Source organism: Vibrio sp. 1731 (assembly GCF_033339955.1).
GTDB lineage: Bacteria > Pseudomonadota > Gammaproteobacteria > Enterobacterales > Vibrionaceae > Vibrio > Vibrio alginolyticus.
In genome coordinates this window covers 150,576-167,623 of sequence record NZ_JAWOVO010000004.1, presented here as the reverse complement: position 1 = coordinate 167,623, position 17,048 = coordinate 150,576, and the positions used below count along the sequence as shown (strand labels likewise).

Below are 17,048 nucleotides of genomic sequence, written 5' to 3'. Positions count from 1 at the left end.
TTACACCTCTGCCAAGTCGCCGTTGTTTTGTAGCCAAGAACGACGGTCATCTGCACGCTTTTTACCTAGCAGCATGTCCATCATTTCCATGGTCGCCGTAGAGTCGTCAATGGTTAACTGCACTAAGCGACGCGTGTTCGGATCCATGGTGGTTTCACGCAACTGAAGTGGGTTCATCTCACCCAGACCTTTGAATCGTTGCACATTGATTTTGGCTTTCTTCTTCGACAAGCGCTCTAAAATGCCATCTTTTTCATCATCATCGAGGGCGTAGAACACTTCTTTCCCGCAGTCGATTCGATACAGAGGCGGCATCGCCACATAGATATGACCCGCTTCCACTAGTGCGCGGAAGTGACGAGTAAATAGAGCACAAAGCAGCGTTGCGATGTGAAGACCATCCGAGTCCGCATCGGCAAGGATACAGATCTTACCGTAACGAAGACTCTCGAGGTTGTCGCTATCTGGGTCAATACCCAAAGCAACGGAGATATCGTGTACTTCTTGAGACGCAAGAACTTGATCGGCAGAGACTTCCCACGTGTTCAAGATCTTACCACGTAGTGGCATCACGGCTTGGAATTCACGGTCACGTGCCTGTTTTGCCGAGCCACCCGCAGAGTCACCCTCCACAAAGAAGATTTCAGTGCGACTTAAGTCCTGTGCTGAACAGTCGGTCAACTTACCTGGCAGTGCTGGGCCGGACGCCACTTTCTTACGTACGACTTTTTTCGCTGCACGCATACGACGGTGTGCGTTAGCGATACAGACTTCTGCCAATTGCTCTGCAAGCTGAGGCTTTTCGTTCAACCAAAGACTGAACGCATCTTTTACAACGCCAGAGACAAATGCCGCGGTTTGACGAGAAGACAGACGTTCTTTGGTCTGGCCTGCAAATTGCGGGTCTTGAATCTTAACCGACAGCACGTAAGAACAGCGGTCGAAAACGTCATCACCCGTTAGCTTCACACCACGAGGTAATAGATTACGGAACTCACAGAATTCGCGCATCGCTTCCAACAAGCCTTGGCGTAAACCATTAACGTGCGTACCACCTTGAGCGGTTGGGATTAGGTTAACGTAGCTTTCGGTGATCATCTCACCGCCTTCTGGCTGCCAAATTACCGCCCAGTTTGCCGCTTCAGTATCCGCCAAGAACTCACCAGTAAATGGTTCTTCAGGAATAACTGGATAGCCTTTTACACCTTCCGCAAGATAGTCTTTCAAACCATCTTCGTAGTACCACTTATAGTCTTTGCCATTAACTTTGTCGGTTAATGTGATTTCTAAACCCGGACACAAAACCGCTTTTGCGCGCAGGTTGTTGACTAGGCGCGTCACAGAGAAGTTAGCCGAATCGAAGTACTTCGCATCAGGCCAGAAATGTACGCTGGTACCGCGATTGCGACGACCACATGTGCCAGTTACGGTCAGATCAGACACTTTCTCGCCGTGTTCAAATGCAATTTCATACACTTGACCATCACGACGAACTGTTACTTCAACGCGTTTTGACAACGCGTTTACTACAGATATACCTACCCCGTGCAAACCACCAGAGAATTGGTAGTTTTTGTTAGAGAACTTACCACCCGCATGTAGCTTACATAGAATTAGCTCTACGCCTGATACTTTCTCTTCTGGGTGGATATCAACAGGCATGCCTCGACCATCATCGATCACTTCGAGTGATTGGTCAGCATGTAGGATGACTTGTACTTTTGAGGCATGTCCGGCTAGCGCTTCATCGACACTGTTGTCGATAACTTCTTGGCCCAAATGGTTTGGGCGCGCTGTATCCGTATACATCCCTGGTCGGCGACGTACTGGCTCTAAGCCATTCAGTACTTCAATGGCACCAGCATTATATTGTTCAGTCATAATACGGAATTATTCTCAAAGTTTACTTGTTGCCTGAGTATCACCAATGGGCGTACCCATACTCAGGAAACGAAAAAGCCACCCTGTTCACATCACTAAGAGTTTGTAAACATGATGCATAACAAAGTAGCCAGGGTCCTCGACCCTTAAGATCTTTTGGCAAAACATAGTCGGAAAGCATACCGCCCATGTCAAGAAACGGTTGGATATATCAATAAAAACTATGAGCCTTTTCCAATCGCTTTCGAATTACAGTTCTAGAAATTCGATAATCTGTGCAGGATAACGCTCAAAGCCTACAAAACTGTGATCACCGCCTTGTTCTACTGTTTGCTTAGCGTCTGCAAACTTATCTACCGCTTGTCGATAGTCTAAAACCTCATCTTCTGTTTGTTGCAATAACCAAAAAGAATGTGGCGACGCGATGCTTTGTACATCAAGAGCTTTTAACTCGTCAATATGACAAGCTTCAAGTGTATAGGTTTCATGCGTATATGGGTTAGTTTGCTTACCCAAATAATCTACTAGCAACTCATAAGGCTTGACTGCGGGGTTGACCACTACCGCTTTAAACCCAAACTTGTCATTTAGCCACGTTGACATAAAACCGCCTAATGAACTGCCCACTAGACCAATTTTATAGTCGTCTTTATATTGCTCGATAATATACAACAACATTTTCGCCGCTTGCTGAGGATAACAAGGTAACTGGGGAACAATCACCTTAATATCAGGCCTATGTTGCTCGCAGTAGGCTCTCATCACATTCGCTTTCATGGAGAGTGGAGAGCTATTAAAGCCATGGATATAGAGAAGAAGTGAAGGTTTACTCATATATATCTCGCACAAAAAAGCGAGCCCGAACAGAGAGCTCGGGCGCGTTAGTAGCCGTTAGAAGAGAAGTCTGGTTGGAACTGGCCATCAGGAAGCCGACCTACTTGGGTCGTAATATCGCCACAAGCGTGTAGTTGCAGCTCCCGCCAACCAGGCGAAGTGGTATCAAGGGCAAAATCATCCGAGTTAGGCTTAAACTGAACACAAGTTGAGGGTGTTGCCATCACTCGAATACCCTTGTGAAGCACATTCATATCTTGATGAACATGGCCACAGAGAATGCCTTTCACGTTATCAAAACGCTCGACAACCTGCCAAAACGCTTCGGCATCTTTTAAAGTATGTTGATCAAGCCACGCGCTTCCCACCAGTAACGGGTGATGATGCAACAAAACAAGTGTGTGTCTTTCTGGGTGTTCGGCTAGCTTTTCTTCGAGTAGCGTTAATTGCTGATCACTCAAGCGCCCATGAGGAACGCCAACCACTTGCGAGTCTAAAAGAATTAACTGCCAATGCTCGCCAAGCAATACATGCTCTGCGGCTTTGATTTGTGGCGAAGGCAAAACACTGCCCATATTAGGCTTGTAATCATGATTACCAGGTAGCCAAAAACAGTCTTTCTCTAGCGGTTCAATGCCGTTGGCAAAGCGCTGATAAGATTCTGCACTATGGTCTTGGGAAATATCCCCCGTCGCCAAGATGTAATCAAACGCCACGTTGCGGCGTAAAACATCAGCAACAACAGCATTGAAGCTATCGACTGTTTTTACGCTTAGCAAACTTCCCTCATCGGCAGCAAACAGATGAGTATCCGTAATTTGTAAAAGTTTGATGCTGTCACTAGATGATTGCAAAATGAAAACCTGATTCGTCCACTATATCGTTATTTGTTATTTTCCTTTAGTGACGTGACGATCAATTGAAGGCAAGTGGTGTTCTACTGATACCACTTCGTAAACAAAACGTCAGCCATTCACCGAGGAATGTGTTTAATTGATGCTTTTCATCTTTCTGCATCAGTTGGTCATTGGGATAATCATACTTAGCTTTTATGCGAGAGAACTCTCCGCTTGAGCATACTTCGGCTACTCTCGCATCATGATAAAGCCTGACAGACATCGTCGGTAAAGGAAACACTGGCGTTTCATCACTCTGACATATCTCAACAACTGTGGTGTATTTTGTGATTTCATTCACGGTCAATTGGTAAACCATGTTCGCCGCTTGGTAGCAACGTACATCCCCAACTTCAGCAGAAGCAGGCAATAAGGCATTCAATTTAGCGTAGTTGGTCTCATAGGTTCTCATAAGACCAGCTAAATCAACATGATATTGTTGTTTTTCAGCCAATTGTGCCATTACTCACTCTCCACCGTTTGGGATTGTCCCCATTCTGACTTTAACTCTTGATGGTGTAATTGCAGCCATTGCAACGCAATAATCGACGCACCATTTTCAAATTTCCCGTCCTTCACCCATTGATACGCCGTTTCACGACTCATGACATGAACCCGGATATCTTCATTCTCATAGTCTAAACCATGAATGCCGTGCGCTTTAGACGCATCCACTTCACCAACAAAGACGTCTAGCTTTTCCGAGCAACCACCAGCCGAAGGATAATAGGACGTAACAGGTACAACGCGCCCCACCTGAATCCCCGCTTCTTCGACAGCCTCTCGACGAATTACGGCTTCAGCAGATTCATCGCGGTCAATCATACCGGCGACAATTTCTAGCTGCCAAGGGTGTTCATGTTCCAACGCGCCAATACGAATCTGTTCAATGATTACGACCTGGTCCGCCTTTGGATCATAAGGAAGCATCGCTGCTGCGTGACCACGCTCGAACATTTCTCGTTCGACAACTCCACTCCAACCACCAGCAAATAGCCTATGCTGAAAGCGGTATTTCACCATTTTGAAAAAACCTTCAAATAAGGTTTCTTTCGAGATGACTTTTACATCTCGCGAAGTAAAATCTTGTTGTTGTTTGTCACGCTGTTGCATTCAACACCTCTCTGAGTGAATCCTGTAGTTTACTCATTGTTATTCGCTTGCTCAAAGGACTTGGCTCAACTTTTTGTATAATAGTTACAAATTAATTTAAGTCTTTGCTAAAAATTTATTGCACAAGTGGATAATTACGTGTAAAAAAGTGCAAACTTTAGAGTAAATATCGTGCAAATTGAGTTAAACTACTGAGAATTAACCAATCTATGGACCGCGGGAATAGAAAATGAAAAAATTGCTTCCACTATTTATCAGTGCAGCGCTAGGTAGCATGAGTACGTCTGCGTTCGCAGACTCTTTGGCTGAAATCTACGACTTGGCAAAACAAAATGATCCACAATTGCTCAGTGTAGCAGCACAACGTGACCAAGCTTTCGAAGCAATCACCTCAAGCCGTAGTGCTCTATTACCACAGATCAACCTTACTGCGGGTTACAATTTAACTCGTGGTGATACTGAATACGATTCAAATCTAATTAGTGACGTATCAAACGATGGCAACGCGCTAACCGCTGGCGTTAGCTTTTCACAAGCACTTTACAACCGCGCATCTTGGATCTCTCTAGATACTGCTGAGAAAAGTGCTCGCCAAGCAGACGCAACTTACGCAGCGACGCAACAGGCACTGATTCTTCGCGTGTCACAAGCGTATTTTGAAGTTCTACGCGCACAAGATAATCTTGTTTTCGTACGTGCAGAAAAAGCCGCGGTTGGCCGTCAACTTGAGCAAACTAAACAGCGTTTTGAAGTAGGTTTGTCTGCAATCACTGACGTGCATGACGCACAAGCTCAGTACGACCAAGTGCTAGCGGACGAAGTGTTGGCAGAAAACGCGCTAACTAATAGCTACGAGTCACTGCGTGAAATTACAGGCCAAGAGCACAAAGATCTCAACATTTTGGACACTGGCCGCTTCACTGCTAGCCCATCGACCGTACCAGCTGAATCGCTCATTGATGAAGCAAAAACCAAAAACCTGACCTTGCTATCATCACGTATTCTTCAAGACATTGCGCGTGACAATATTTCACTAGCAAGCTCTGGCCACCTACCAACGCTCTCTCTAGACGGTGGTTACAACTACGGTGATACTTCTCATAGCTCTCGTGACAACACGACAGACAACTTCAATATTGGTGTGAACCTTGCTGTACCGCTATACACAGGTGGTAACGTAACCTCTCAAACCAAACAAGCTGAATACGCGTACGTGGCAGCAAGCGAAGATCTTGAAGCACAGTACCGTAGCGTAGTAAAAGATGTTCGCGCACAAAACAACAACATTAACGCCTCTATCGGCGCATTACGTGCGTATGAGCAAGCGGTTATTTCTGCACGCTCTGCACTAGAAGCAACAGAAGCTGGCTTTGATGTAGGTACTCGTACTATCGTTGATGTACTGGACGCGACTCGTCGTCTATACGATGCGAACAAAAACCTATCGAACGCTCGTTACGACTACATTTTAAGTGTTCTTCAGCTACGCCAAGCAGTTGGTACGCTAAGCGAACAAGACATCTTAGACGTTGATGCAGGTTTGAAAGCGGCAAAATAACCGCGAATTGAATACTTCAGGTCTTAATAAATAAAAAACGCCAGTTGAGTTATCAGCTGGCGTTTTTTATTACTTGTAGTTCAGAGCCTAAAAGTGCCTCTGAACTAAAAGTATCAAAAAGGCCTCACTTAGCGACCTTTATGAGCAAATAGCATTTCAATTCTAACAAACAGCAGGCTTAGCCCTTACCGCCTTTGATTGCATTAATGATTTCACTGGTCGAGCAGCCATCTTCAAAGTTCAATACACGAACTTCACCACCCGCCGCAATGACTTCTTTACCACCAGCAATCTCTTCTGGTTTGTAGTCACCGCCTTTTACTAGCAAGCTTGGTAGAACTTCTGAGATCAAACGCTGCGGCGTATCTTCACTAAATGGTACAACCCAATCCACAGCGCCCAAACCTGCCAACACCGCCATGCGGCGATCGGTTGGGTTTACCGGACGACCAGGGCCTTTAAGGCGTTTTACTGACTCATCGGTATTTACCGCAACGATTAGGCGATCGCCCAGTTCAGCAGCATGGTTTAAGTAAGACACATGCCCAGCGTGCAGAATATCAAAGCAGCCATTTGTCATAACGACTTTCTCGCCACGAGCACGTGCTTTTTTCACCGCTTCGATCAATGCTTTTTCTGAAATCACACCGTAATCCGTGTCTTGGCTGCCATGTACCGCTTCTGCTAATTCAATCTCAGAAAGCGTTGACGTGCCTAGTTTACCAACCACAACACCTGCCGCTGCGTTCGCTAAAGCGCACGCTTCTTCAAATGATTTGCCTGCGGCAACAGACGCTGCCAATACAGAGATAACCGTGTCGCCCGCACCTGTCACGTCGTACACTTCTTTCGCTTGAGTTGGAAGGTGGAACGGTTCCTGGCCACGACGAATCAAGGTCATTCCGTTTTCGCTGCGTGTCACCAAAAGCGCTTCAAATTCAAACTCTTCAACCAAAGCCAGTGCTTTCTCTACTAGCTCTTGGTCAGATTTCACTTTACCTACAACGTCTTCGAACTCTTTCATGTTTGGCGTAAGAAGTGTTGCGCCACGGTAGCGTTCAAAATCCGCACCTTTCGGGTCAATGAAAACCGGAATATTTGCTGCGCGCGCTTTTTGGATGTATGCCTGAACATGCTCTAACGAGCCTTTTGCGTAGTCAGACATAATCACGGCTTTAACGTTTGGTAGTGCGGCATCCATTCGAGATAACACTGGCGCAGAATCTGTGTTTTCAAACTTGTCTTCGAAGTCGAGACGAATAAGCTGTTGTCCACGGCTCATTACGCGAAGCTTCGTAATCGTTGGGTAATCAGGCAGTGCAACGAAATCGCACTTCACATTGAGTGAGCTCAGCGTCTCCGTCAGCACTTTTGCAGGCTCATCTTCCCCAGTTAGACCAACAATGTGAGCATGGCCACCTAGTGATGCGATGTTCATCGCAACGTTCGCAGCACCACCAGGACGCTCTTCATTGTTTTCTACTTTTACAACAGGAACCGGCGCTTCAGGAGAAATGCGTCCGGTTGGGCCATACCAGTAACGATCTAGCATGACATCACCGATGATGAGCACACCAGCGCTGTTGTAATCAGGTAGAATTGGTTTCATTGTTGGTCTCCAAAAATTAAATCGAAGTGAGTTTATCACAGCCCTTATCGAGGCTAAATATATGGTCTTAACTGAACCACTGATTCCAAGCCTGTTTTACCCACTCCCTTTCGGCAACAAACTTATCTTCCACCACATCAGCGTCTAAATTAAGTAGATTTCGGCGGTGTATTTCGTTTCGCATTGTCGTGTAAGCACGTATCAACTGCATTGCTTGGTCTTCGTCCATAACATCTTGCGCAATGAGCGTTTCAAAGATGCGCACATTATCACACCAACGCGTCAATTTCGGCTTATCGTGACTATAGTTGAGCACTAGGTACTGAGCGAGAAATTCGATATCGGTAATCCCACCTACATCTTGCTTGAGCATAAAGCGGCCTGGCTTTTTCCCCCCAAGATGACCGCGCATTTTTTCTCTCATTTCGACAACGTCTTTTTTCAGTTCAGCTTGATCGCGTGCTTTGCACAACACATCATGCCGCGTATTGTGAAATGCAATTGCCAGTGGTTCATCACCATAAATCATGCGCGCGCGGACAAGTGCTTGATGTTCCCATGTCCACGCGTCTTGATGTTGGTAGTCGTCGAACGCGTCTGTTGGGCTAACCAACAAACCCGATGCACCGGACGGACGCAATCGGGTATCGACCTCGTATAAAATACCGGAAGCGGTGCGAGTGGAGAAAATATGAATGATACGCTGTGCTAAACGAAGGTAGAACTGACGACCATCAATCTCTTTCTTGCCGTCAGTGTAGACATTGACGGGGCAGTCATGCATGAAGACAATATCCAAATCGGAGTTATAGCCGAGCTCCCACCCTCCGACTTTACCATAACCAATTACAGCAAAGCCTTTACCTTCACGATCTTTCACATGCGTTGGCTCGCCGTACTTTTCAGACACTTGCAACCAAGCCTGACTGATCACCGCATCAACGATAGCTTCCGCTAAATAAGTTAAATGGTCACTCACTTTCATCACTGGCAATGCGCCAGCAATATCTGCCGCTGCAATACGCAAAATACAAATTTGCTTAAACTGACGCAACGCTTCCATTTGCTGTTCCATATCATCTTCAGGAATACGCGCCAAATAATCACGCAGCTCTGTACGGTAACTGTCTAATGGAATGGGATTGTATAGCTGCGCAGGGTCGATCAACTCATCAAGCAAGATAGGATAACGAGACAGCTGCTCTGAAATCATTGGGCTTGCGGTACACAAACGTACGAGCTGCACCAGAGCCGCTGGATGCTCATCCAATAATTCCAAGTAAGTTGTGCGAGTGCAGATGTTGTGTAGCAAGTGAAGTACACGAGATAAACCAAACTGTGCATCAGGATGGGCAAAGACCGCATCAAACACTTTCGGCATCAAACGATTGAGCACTTCGCGTCCACGTGGGCCTAACGTTTTTTTGGCCAGATCGGTTTTAAAGTTGATGATGGTTTTCGCGCATGAAGCAAAGTCTTCAATCTGAATATCCTGCTGCAAGATATGCTCAAGAACGTCTTGTTTGTCGGCCATATCCCATAGCTCATGAAAATGACGAGCAACGGTAGTCCCCTCGTCTTCTTCATCATCACCAATTAGTGATTCAAAAACTTGGTGAACATTTGCCATATGCTGCTGGGTTTGCTCAATTAATTGCTCCCAACAGCTCATTTTCATCGCAGTGGCGAGCTTTAAGCGTTCGGTTTCGCAATCAGGCATTGTCTGGGTTTGCTTATCCGCCATTGCTTGCAACAAGTTTTCTAATTGACGCAAGTACTTGTATGCAGCTTCTAGATCGCTGACTTCTTTTGGAGTAAGCAATGCCAGTTCTTCAATGCCTTGCAGCGTTTCCAACAGCCCTCGATTACGCAAAGAAGGCTCTCGACCACCTCGAATCAATTGAAAAACTTGAGCGATAAATTCAATTTCTCGGATGCCACCCGCACCTAGCTTAATGTTGTTATTCAACCCTCGGCGGCGAACCTCGCTACTGATCATCGACTTCATTCGACGCAAAGATTGAATCGCACTGAAATCAATATAACGACGAAAAACAAAAGGGCGCAGCATTTGGCGTAGCTCTTGATACTGCGGGTACATCTCACATCCCATCACCCGAGCTTTGATCATCGCGTAACGTTCCCAATCTCGTCCCTGTTCTTGGTAATAATCTTCAAGTGCGGCATAGCTCATAACCAAGGGGCCACTTTCTCCAAATGGGCGAAGCCGCATGTCGACGCGGTAGCAAAAACCATCGAAGGTTTGTTGGTCGAGCGCTTTGATGATGCGTTGACCAAGACGAGTAAAGAACTGGGCATTGGCAATGCTTCGGCGTGCGCCTTGGGTTTCACCATTCTCTGGGTACGTGAAAATTAGATCAATATCGGAAGAAAAGTTTAGCTCGCCACCACCCAGTTTCCCCATGCCGATAATTAACATCGGCTGCACTTCACCGTCCTCACTTGTTGGCGTGCCCCACTCCTGACAACACACTTGATATTGCCATTGATAGGTTTCAAAAATCATCGCTTCTGCCAACTCAGATAAGTGGCTTAAAGACGTCTCTAGAGACCATGCATGCGTGAAATCCTTCCACGCAATGTACACCATTTCTCGGTTGCGAAACTGACGCAACACGCGATGACCAGACATCTCATCAGGACATTGTTCCAACAGTTCAGCAAGACGTGAGCGGTAAGACTCCTGACGACTTGGCTGCGCTAACATACTTGGCAACTCACGGCCTAGGACTTCATCGCGATGAATGGCTTCGGTTATAAATTGGCTTAAGCCCGCCACATAACGAAATTGCTGCGCAACCTCATCGGGCCAAAGGGGAAAATAACCTGCGTCTTGGGCGTTTTGTACGGCAGATTCAGCGATAGAAATCAGTGGCGAAGGCAGCTGCATTTTTCTTCCTTGTTTGAAAAGCACGGTAACTCATTCTTTATACCAGACTGAAAGCAAATAAAAACGCCCACAAAAGGTTTGTGGGCGTTTTATCAAAAGTTCGGGATCGAATATTAAACTTGGAAAGATTTGATCTTCTTGTCTAGCTCACCTGCATTATTTTGCATCATTTCAGAGGTTTCTAGCAGCTCGGTAACGACAACAACTGAGGCTTCCACCAACTCACGTACATTGGTGAGGTTTTGGCTCATCTCTTCTGCAACACTGCTTTGCTGACCAGACGCCGTCGCGATCTGGAAGTTCATGTCATTGATTTGCGTCACTTGCCCAACAATACCATCGAGCTCAGATCCAGCATTAGAAACCAGCTCGTTTCCATCTGCCGCTTCTACAACGCTTTTTTCCATGAGTTCTACCGCAGATTCAGCACTGGTTTGCAGCTGTGCGATCATCTCTTGAATTTCTACCGTCGCTTGTTGTGTACGTTGGGCAAGGTTACGAACTTCATCTGCAACCACAGCAAAACCCCGCCCAGCCTCGCCAGCTCGCGCCGCTTCAATCGCCGCATTCAGTGCAAGCAGGTTGGTTTGTTCAGAAATGCCTTGAATCGTCCCCACAACGCTACCAATAGCTTCAACACGTTCTTCAACTTGGTTAACCGCTTGTGCCGATAAAGCGATATCCGACGAAAGTTCACTCATTTTCGCCATTGTACTTTGCAAGAACTGCTGACCAGAAATTGCTTGCGCGGAAGCTTGCTCTGTTAGAGAAGATGCCGTCTGGGCATGTTCCGCAACCGTTTGGACCGTCGACGACATTTCACTCATCGCCGTAGCAAGTTGATCAATTTCGTTAAACTCTTCTTGCGCCGATTCCTTCGTTTCCGACATGCTCAGTGTCATGACTTCGGTGAGCGTTGATAATTCATCAGACGCATTAATTTGCATTTGAATCACATCGTGCAATTGTCGACGTGTCTTTTCTAATTCACGTGCCACGTCTCCGTATTCATCTTTACAATCCATACCAAATGGAACAGAGAGGTTCTTGCTCGCCATCAGTTTGATCGCGTCGCTCAAATACTGTGTTTGACGCAACATCACTCTAGCCGCCGCTAATAAGAGCACGACAAAAACCACTATCAATAAGGCGGTTTGCCAAGCAACTTGCGTTAAGTATGCTTCATAATGCTGTTGGGCAACTTGCGCGTTTTGTGTCGCCGCTAAAAGTGAGTCGTAAAAAGTGTTTGCGTCCCACAGTTGTTTTGCCACGATCAGGACAGTACTGAAGACCATCAACATGACCATTTTAGGCACCAGTCGAATGTCGGATATGACCCTTTCCCATGGCTTAAATGCCAGCTTTTCCATTGTCAGTTCTCCACCGAGTCTTATATAGTCTTTATCTATAATCTTTATATTACTTATAGTTATGTTCGCGCTTTGCGTGGTTACGCGATTTATTTTGAGCTTCGTATGAAAAACAATGATATCAAAGACAGCACACGACCGATGGGCCTGTTGTCACTAATATTGTCTTTTATGGCACTATTTGTGATCTCTGGCTTGTTGTTTTTCCCGATCGATCACGAAACCCGTCAAGTTCTTATCGGTCTGGATTTCATAATCTGTAGTATTTTTCTACTACAGCTCACCATTGATTTGATCCGGTCCACAGATCGCTGGTTATTCCTTAAACGTCATTGGATAGATTTCGTGGCGAGCATCCCATTGATAGAGCCCCTGCGCTTTGCTCGTATTTTTCATATTATGCGAGTGGTATTAGTACTGCGTTCGTCAAAGTTCATTTTGCATCAGCTCAAAGAAAACCGCCGCGAAACCACGGTCGCCTCTATACTGCTATTGATGGTTATCCTCATAACACTCGGTTCTAGTGCAATGCTGTTTATCGAAGCGAAAAACCCAGAAGCGAATATTCGTACTGGCGCCGATGCTTTGTGGTGGGTATTTGTAACAATCTCAACGGTTGGTTACGGCGATCATTATCCAGTGACCTCCATAGGAAAGTTTTTGGCTGTCATCATCATTGTTTGCGGGGTGGGTATCTTTGGTATGATCTCGGGTCTTATCACCTCTATCCTTACTGCCCCAACGAAACAACAGACGCACAGTTCAATCAATAAAGAACGTATGCTCGAGCAGCTCCTAACCCAACAAGCTCAAATACTAGAACGACTCGATTTCATGGAAAAAGAGCTACAACAACGTAAAACAGAGACAAAAAAATAGGACCATGCGGTCCTATTTTTTTGTTCTTATCACCAGAACGATCATTCACGCCAATAAGGCTGAACTTCCACACTGATCGCTCGGGTTTGATCCATTGCATGCAAAATTGAGCGCTCTTGACGGTGCAACCAGCGTTCTAACTGCTCTTTTTCTGCGTCTTCCAGCATATCAACCAACGGGAGCAAGTGGTTCAGCATTAGCAGATCATCGATACCATGCACTAGATCCGCCCATGGTAAACGGAAGCTGTTACGCTCATCCGAGTTATACAAACTCGCGAAACCAATACCAGTATAGAGGTTACGCAATAAGCGATAACGCTGATCAACGTACTCTTGCGCCGTCAAATCGCGCTCTGCTGGGAAAGCTTCCATTAGCTCAGCCCAAGTGCGATCGAGCTGAGTAACTGAAAACGGCATGATGTTACTTGCCATTTTTTCACGTGCTTTTTCATCAAGAAATGGCTGCCAACCGCGCGCTAAGATCCAGCGGCTTAGATCCAGCAGTAACCCTGTGTAACGCGCGGAATTGAGCAACCCTAGCACTTCTTCACGGCTTGGCAACTCTTGTAACTGCTGAGTCAACTCAGATACTAAGAACTTACGTGCATCCAACTTGCGCAGCACATTGCCTTTGTCATCTAAAAGCTCTTCAAGGTGTGCATGCTCATCCAACCAACTCAGTTCTTCTTCCAACCATTTAAGCTCTTGGCGCAGAATCGCGCTCGCGCGACGAGGGACAATCCCGCCAAAAATAGTCAATGTTTGACGAATGAAACGAATGGCATTACTGATTTCACGCAGTGCTTCCACGCTGTCACGCTCAGCATAAATTTGCTCGTGATAATGCCAATGAGACAAAGCGTGCTCTAAAGAGTTGATCAAGCAAAATTCAACGGTATCCGTCGGACTACTGTCCACAAGTGCCAATGATTTTACTTCATCACCCGCATAACCGCTTGCAAGTCGATAACCTTTCGCCGCTTTGCTCAAGTTACCCAAACGCATACCGCCTTGCTCGCAAAAGCTGCGTGCCAGCGTGAATAAAGCTTCGGTTTGGCCTGACTTAAGTTCCAGTTCAACTTCGCAAATCGGCTCTTGCTTCTCTTCTTCGTCTTCACCTTTGGCTACAACTAAGCCTTGGTCAAAGGCAACTTCAATCTGACTGCCATCGGGCATGCCAATCAGCCATTGTTCACGTGTGAAGTTGGTCGAGAATAATGGCATAAGCTCGGATTGCAGCGTTTCTGCATCTTTACCTGGAGGCCAAATATCTAGAGGATGAAGCGACAGATTAGGCTCGTCGCTAGTGTGCTCAGCATTGTATTCTGGTCTTTGATGTAAGCCTGCGACGACGCGTCCTGCTGTCTTTACGGTTTGGACGAATACATCATCAAAACGGCGAATTCTTAAACCAATGTCGTGCTTTCGAAGCCATTTATCGGCAGTATCAAAATAGGTGTTACCCAAGTCACGACAACTATGCTGAAGTACTTTTGTCTCAGAAATTTTTTCTTTTAAAGTTTCTGAAAATTCAGGAGAAACAAAAAACTTCAGTTCTATTTCGGTTTCCATAGCTATACCTTTCAAAGCAGATAGAAACAGGATATTGCGTAATTTCTCACACGGCAAGAGAGAAATATCGCCGGATTGATGATCTAAAACAGTTTTAATGAGCGATTTAATGCGTTACCATGCGCGCCTTTATAGCCATCGTTCAACATTTCGCCAAGCACTCAGAAATGGTGTATGTTTTTTTAAGGTTATAGTTATTAGGTTGAATGACCATGCCAGTAAATACAATTATGGGGTTATTTGCAAAGTCCCCAATTAAGCCTTTGCAACGCCACGTTGTGTGTGTCAACGAATGTTGTTCACACTTGGTGAAATTCTTTGAAGTATCTTCAAAGGGTGATTGGGAAAAAGCAGCAGAAATCCGTGCACAAATTTCTCACCTAGAGAAAGAAGCGGATGTGCTGAAACGTGAAATCCGTCTAAAACTGCCTCGCGGTTTGTTCATGCCAGTCGACCGTACTGACATGCTTGAGCTTTTGACTCAACAGGACAAACTTGCAAACCTGGCAAAAGACATTGCTGGCCGTGTATATGGTCGTCAACTTGTCATCCCTGAGGCTCTCCAACCAAACTTCCTCGCTTACGTTCAACGTTGTCTTGATGCTGCCGATCAGGCGCAAAAGGTAATCAATGAACTTGATGAATTGCTAGAAACCGGCTTCAAAGGCCGTGAAGTGACGCTCGTCGCTGAAATGATTCATCAATTAGACGTTATCGAAGATGATACCGATGCCATGCAGATTGAACTTCGCCAACAGTTGATGGTGATTGAAGCTGACATGAACCCTATCGATGTCATGTTCCTGTACAAGATTCTTGAATGGGTAGGTGGTATTGCCGACCAAGCGCAGCGCGTAGGTGCTCGTTTGGAAGTCATGCTATCTCGATCTTAAAACATAAAGTTAACGACATAACGAAGAGCATAATTAACACGTGTCATAGGGACGATGACTATTTTCATCGTCTTATGGTTTGGCGCGCGTAAAATTTTGTTCCGCTTGTTATAAAACAACTAGGTATTACGATGGATATCCTTGCGAACTACGGCACTGTCCTGATTATTGTTGCAGCGATTTTTGGTTTCATGATGGCGATTGGTATTGGCGCGAACGACGTTGCTAATGCGATGGGTACATCTGTAGGTTCAAAAGCGCTAACTGTAAAACAAGCTATCATCATTGCGATGATCTTCGAATTTGCAGGTGCTTACCTTGCAGGCGGTGAAGTAACCGACACTATCCGTAAAGGTGTAATCGAAACTTCTTTATTTGCTAGTCAACCAGATGTTCTTGTCTACGGCATGATGTCTGCGCTTTTAGCAGCAGGTACATGGCTGCTTCTTGCTTCTTACATGGGCTGGCCAGTATCAACGACTCACTCAATCATCGGTGCAATCATTGGTTTTGCATGCGTATCAGTAGGTACTGAAGCGGTTGACTGGGGCAGCGTTCAAGGCATTGTTGGTAGCTGGATTATTACGCCAGTGATTTCAGGTTTCTTTGCTTACGTTATCTTTGTCAGCGCACAGCGCCTGATTTTTGATACTGAGAACCCTCTGTTTAACGCGAAACGTTTTGTACCTGTTTACATGTTCATCACAACAATGGTGATTGCACTTGTAACCATCAAAAAAGGTCTAAAACACGTTGGTCTTCACCTGACCAATGGTGAAGCCTGGATGTGGGCAGCAGCAGTTTCAGCACTTGTGATGATTGGCGGCTACGTATACATCCAGAAAAAATTCGCTAATCGCGAAGAGGACCGCAGCTTTTCTGGCGTGGAAGGTATCTTCAGCGTTCTGATGGTTATCACCGCTTGTGCGATGGCATTTGCACACGGTTCAAACGACGTTGCAAACGCCATTGGTCCACTGTCTGCTGTCGTATCGACTGTTGAACACATGGGCGAAATCAGCACGAAAAGCGCCATCGCTTGGTGGATTCTACCTCTTGGTGGTATTGGTATCGTGGTCGGTCTTGCAACACTGGGTCACAAAGTAATGGCAACCGTTGGTACAGGCATCACTGAGCTAACGCCTAGCCGCGGTTTTGCAGCACAGCTAGCAACAGCATGTACGGTAGTTCTAGCGTCTGGTACAGGCCTGCCAATTTCAACCACTCAAACATTGGTTGGTGCGGTTCTCGGTGTTGGCTTTGCTCGTGGTATCGCAGCACTGAACCTAGGCGTAGTTCGTAACATCGTGGCATCATGGATCGTTACACTACCAGCGGGTGCGTTATTGGCCGTAGTATTCTTCTACGGACTTCAAGCGATGTTCGCTTAAGACACTCGTCAATAGAATGTAAGCGCTTTGTCATTATTGACTCAAACGCACAGAAAGGGAGGCTTTGCCTCCCTTCTTTGTTGCACCGAGGTTTGAAACTGCATACTATTCGTCTATTTCCGGCTCCAATCATTCGGTG

General features: G+C 46.0%; 13 protein-coding genes. 4 read left to right on the top strand and 9 right to left on the bottom strand.

All coding sequences use genetic code 11. The features are described from left to right. From parE to nudF, 5 genes are all read right to left on the bottom strand, one after another. Entirely contained in the window at positions 1 to 1,881 is a 1,881-nt protein-coding gene (gene parE / locus R7035_RS06790) for a DNA topoisomerase IV subunit B (protein ID WP_005387417.1), read from the bottom strand. 249 nt (positions 1,882 to 2,130) lie between these two features. Next, positions 2,131 to 2,715, bottom strand: a complete 585-nt coding sequence (yqiA, locus tag R7035_RS06785) for an esterase YqiA (RefSeq protein WP_213917032.1) — start codon at positions 2,713 to 2,715, stop codon at positions 2,131 to 2,133. A gap of 47 nt (positions 2,716 to 2,762) precedes the next feature. After that, entirely contained in the window at positions 2,763 to 3,569 is an 807-nt protein-coding gene (gene cpdA / locus R7035_RS06780; RefSeq protein WP_005387419.1) for a 3',5'-cyclic-AMP phosphodiesterase, read from the bottom strand. 61 nt (positions 3,570 to 3,630) lie between these two features. Next, the gene (locus R7035_RS06775; RefSeq protein ID WP_017633603.1) at positions 3,631 to 4,074 is read right to left on the bottom strand and encodes a DUF1249 family protein; all 444 of its coding nucleotides are present in this window, start codon (positions 4,072 to 4,074) and stop codon (positions 3,631 to 3,633) included. Continuing rightward, positions 4,074 to 4,724: an ADP-ribose diphosphatase gene (gene nudF / locus R7035_RS06770; protein ID WP_213971584.1), complete on the bottom strand. Its 651-nt coding sequence runs from the start codon at positions 4,722 to 4,724 to the stop codon at positions 4,074 to 4,076. Before nudF ends, R7035_RS06775 begins: the two co-directional genes overlap by 1 nt. 229 nt (positions 4,725 to 4,953) lie before the next feature. On the opposite strand from nudF, the gene tolC reads away from it, so the two are divergent. Next, entirely contained in the window at positions 4,954 to 6,282 is a 1,329-nt protein-coding gene (tolC, locus tag R7035_RS06765) for an outer membrane channel protein TolC (protein WP_005379884.1), read from the top strand. A gap of 178 nt (positions 6,283 to 6,460) precedes the next feature. On the opposite strand, the gene hldE is transcribed toward tolC, so the two are convergent. From hldE to R7035_RS06750, 3 genes are all read right to left on the bottom strand, one after another. Next, positions 6,461 to 7,891: a bifunctional D-glycero-beta-D-manno-heptose-7-phosphate kinase/D-glycero-beta-D-manno-heptose 1-phosphate adenylyltransferase HldE gene (gene hldE, locus R7035_RS06760; RefSeq protein WP_017633601.1), complete on the bottom strand. Its 1,431-nt coding sequence runs from the start codon at positions 7,889 to 7,891 to the stop codon at positions 6,461 to 6,463. Positions 7,892 to 7,958: 67 nt separating this feature from the next. After that, positions 7,959 to 10,802, bottom strand: a complete 2,844-nt coding sequence (gene glnE, locus R7035_RS06755; protein WP_213971583.1) for a bifunctional [glutamate--ammonia ligase]-adenylyl-L-tyrosine phosphorylase/[glutamate--ammonia-ligase] adenylyltransferase — start codon at positions 10,800 to 10,802, stop codon at positions 7,959 to 7,961. A gap of 113 nt (positions 10,803 to 10,915) precedes the next feature. Continuing rightward, positions 10,916 to 12,172: a methyl-accepting chemotaxis protein gene (locus R7035_RS06750; protein ID WP_318100775.1), complete on the bottom strand. Its 1,257-nt coding sequence runs from the start codon at positions 12,170 to 12,172 to the stop codon at positions 10,916 to 10,918. A gap of 105 nt (positions 12,173 to 12,277) precedes the next feature. On the opposite strand from R7035_RS06750, the gene R7035_RS06745 reads away from it, so the two are divergent. Then, positions 12,278 to 13,051, top strand: a complete 774-nt coding sequence (locus tag R7035_RS06745; RefSeq protein ID WP_025768395.1) for a potassium channel family protein — start codon at positions 12,278 to 12,280, stop codon at positions 13,049 to 13,051. Positions 13,052 to 13,092: 41 nt separating this feature from the next. On the opposite strand, the gene R7035_RS06740 is transcribed toward R7035_RS06745, so the two are convergent. Continuing rightward, entirely contained in the window at positions 13,093 to 14,625 is a 1,533-nt protein-coding gene (locus R7035_RS06740) for an inorganic triphosphatase (protein WP_005379894.1), read from the bottom strand. 212 nt (positions 14,626 to 14,837) lie between these two features. Between R7035_RS06740 and R7035_RS06735 the strand changes: the two genes are divergently transcribed. Together R7035_RS06735 and R7035_RS06730 are read left to right on the top strand one after the other, a co-directional pair. Continuing rightward, the gene (locus tag R7035_RS06735; protein ID WP_005379896.1) at positions 14,838 to 15,518 is read left to right on the top strand and encodes a TIGR00153 family protein; all 681 of its coding nucleotides are present in this window, start codon (positions 14,838 to 14,840) and stop codon (positions 15,516 to 15,518) included. 131 nt (positions 15,519 to 15,649) lie between these two features. Further along, the gene (locus tag R7035_RS06730; RefSeq protein WP_017820251.1) at positions 15,650 to 16,909 is read left to right on the top strand and encodes an inorganic phosphate transporter; all 1,260 of its coding nucleotides are present in this window, start codon (positions 15,650 to 15,652) and stop codon (positions 16,907 to 16,909) included. Positions 16,910 to 17,048: the final 139 nt, after the last annotated feature.

Coding starts and splice junctions, on each gene's coding strand:
- R7035_RS06775 (WP_017633603.1), bottom strand. CDS start 4,074: ATGGCACAATTGGCTGAAAAACAACAATATCATGTTGATTTAGCTGGT.
- glnE (WP_213971583.1), bottom strand. CDS start 10,802: ATGCAGCTGCCTTCGCCACTGATTTCTATCGCTGAATCTGCCGTACAA.
- R7035_RS06730 (WP_017820251.1), top strand. CDS start 15,650: ATGGATATCCTTGCGAACTACGGCACTGTCCTGATTATTGTTGCAGCG.
- yqiA (WP_213917032.1), bottom strand. CDS start 2,715: ATGAGTAAACCTTCACTTCTTCTCTATATCCATGGCTTTAATAGCTCT.
- tolC (WP_005379884.1), top strand. CDS start 4,954: ATGAAAAAATTGCTTCCACTATTTATCAGTGCAGCGCTAGGTAGCATG.
- R7035_RS06740 (WP_005379894.1), bottom strand. CDS start 14,625: ATGGAAACCGAAATAGAACTGAAGTTTTTTGTTTCTCCTGAATTTTCA.
- nudF (WP_213971584.1), bottom strand. CDS start 4,724: ATGCAACAGCGTGACAAACAACAACAAGATTTTACTTCGCGAGATGTA.
- R7035_RS06735 (WP_005379896.1), top strand. CDS start 14,838: ATGCCAGTAAATACAATTATGGGGTTATTTGCAAAGTCCCCAATTAAG.
- R7035_RS06750 (WP_318100775.1), bottom strand. CDS start 12,172: ATGGAAAAGCTGGCATTTAAGCCATGGGAAAGGGTCATATCCGACATT.
- R7035_RS06745 (WP_025768395.1), top strand. CDS start 12,278: ATGAAAAACAATGATATCAAAGACAGCACACGACCGATGGGCCTGTTG.
- parE (WP_005387417.1), bottom strand. CDS start 1,881: ATGACTGAACAATATAATGCTGGTGCCATTGAAGTACTGAATGGCTTA.
- hldE (WP_017633601.1), bottom strand. CDS start 7,891: ATGAAACCAATTCTACCTGATTACAACAGCGCTGGTGTGCTCATCATC.